The organism is Paracraurococcus ruber, from assembly GCF_004353985.1.
In the GTDB taxonomy this organism is placed as follows: domain Bacteria; phylum Pseudomonadota; class Alphaproteobacteria; order Acetobacterales; family Acetobacteraceae; genus Paracraurococcus; species Paracraurococcus ruber.
The window spans coordinates 1-1,502 of the sequence record NZ_SMOA01000554.1; the positions used below are offsets into that span (position 1 = coordinate 1).

Sequence of the window (1,502 nt, forward strand, 5' to 3'; positions counted from 1 at the left end):
GCGGCGCGGCGCCGGCAGGCGGGCCTCATGCCGGCCGGCACGACTGCTGACCGGGAGGATCACCGTGCCCGGCGCGCGGCCGCCACACCGCCCCTGCGCGCGACACCTGCGCGCAGACCTCGGGACGCCTGCGCGCCGGCATCAGGCGCTGCGCTCCGCCGGCGCCAGCATGCCGGCGAGCCGGCGGCCCAGCTCCGCCGGCGTGCCGGTCGCCGTCGCGTGCCGCGCGGCGATGACCGCGCCCGGCATGCCGGCGACGACGCAGCTTTCCGGGCTCTGGACCAGGACGGGCATGCCGCGCTCCACCAGCATGGCGGCGCCGGCGGCGCCGTCCCGGCCCATGCCGGTCAGCACCACGCCGATGGCGCGGTGCGCAGCGATGGCGGCCGATTGCAGCAGCAGGTCGACGGACGGGCTGACCACGCCCCGCCCCGGCGTCAGCCGCAGGGCGAAGCCGCCGCCGGCGGCGCGCAGCACATGCCCGTCCAGGCCGCCCGGCAACACCGTCACGGCGCCGTCCGGCAGGGTCTGCCGCGGCTCGGCCAGCAGCACCGGCCGGCCCAGCCGCCGGCCGAGATGCGCGGCATAGTCGGGGCCGAGTTCCGGCGGCATGTGCTGCGCCACCACCACCGGCGCGCCCAGCCGCCCGGCAGCCGCCAGCAGCGCCGCGACCGCATCCGGCCCGCCTGTCGAGGCGCCGATGACGACGAGGTCGGCCGGCCCCGGCGGCGCCCCCTTCCCCGGCCGGTCGCCCGGCGGCGCCTGGCGCTGCCGCTGCCCGGCCCAGTGCCGCAGCTTGGTGCGCAGCGGCTCCTCCAGCCGGGCGAAATCCACCCCGCCCAGCGTGCGGTCCTTCCACACCGTGTCCACCGCGCCGCGGTCCAGCGCGGCCAGCGCCGCCTCCGACCCCGTGCGCGTGTGCTGGCTGACCATGACCACGGCCGGCGGGTCGGGCATGCGGACGATGCGGGCCGTCGCCTCCAGCCCGTCCATCCCCGGCATCTCCAGGTCCATGGCCACCACATCGGGCCGCAGCCGCTCGCAGGCGGCGATGGCGGCCTGGCCCTCGGCGGCCTCCCCGACCACCTGCATGTCGCCCTCGGCCTCGATCAGCCGGCGCAGCGCCAGGCGCATGAAGCTGCTGTCGTCCACCAGCAGGACGCGGATCATGCCGCACCCCCCGCAGCGTCGGGCCGCAGCCGGCCGAGCACGGCCGGGCGGCAGACCGGCAGCGGCGCGCCGTCCAGCGTGGCGAGGCTTTCCACCAGCCCGTCCGGCGCCATCACCGGGGTGAAATCCGCCTCCGGCAGCCGGTGCAGGGCGGGCAGCGCGTCGATGGCGATGGCGACCGGCGGCTGCAGGGCGAGGCGCAGCAGCGGCCGCTCGGCGGCGGCGGCGGCGCCGAGGCCGAGCCGGGCCATGGCATCCACCACCGGCAGCACGTCGCCGCGATGGGCGCAGAGGCCGAGCACGCCGGGCGGCGCACCGGGCGGCGGCGGCGC

At 79.1% G+C, this 1,502-nt stretch carries 2 protein-coding genes; both read right to left on the reverse strand.

Translation table 11 applies throughout. From position 1 onward, the window contains the following. Positions 1 to 141: 141 nt before the first annotated feature. Positions 142 to 1,170 (reverse strand): chemotaxis protein CheB, encoded by a 1,029-nt coding sequence (locus tag E2C05_RS31690; RefSeq protein WP_133223574.1) that lies wholly within the window; start codon positions 1,168 to 1,170, stop codon positions 142 to 144. Next, positions 1,167 to 1,502: chemotaxis protein CheW (locus E2C05_RS31695; protein WP_192912565.1), on the reverse strand; the 336-nt coding region annotated here is incomplete at its 5' end. The genes E2C05_RS31695 and E2C05_RS31690, both read right to left, overlap by 4 nt.

Coding starts and splice junctions, on each gene's coding strand:
- E2C05_RS31690 (WP_133223574.1), bottom strand. CDS start 1,170: ATGATCCGCGTCCTGCTGGTGGACGACAGCAGCTTCATGCGCCTGGCG.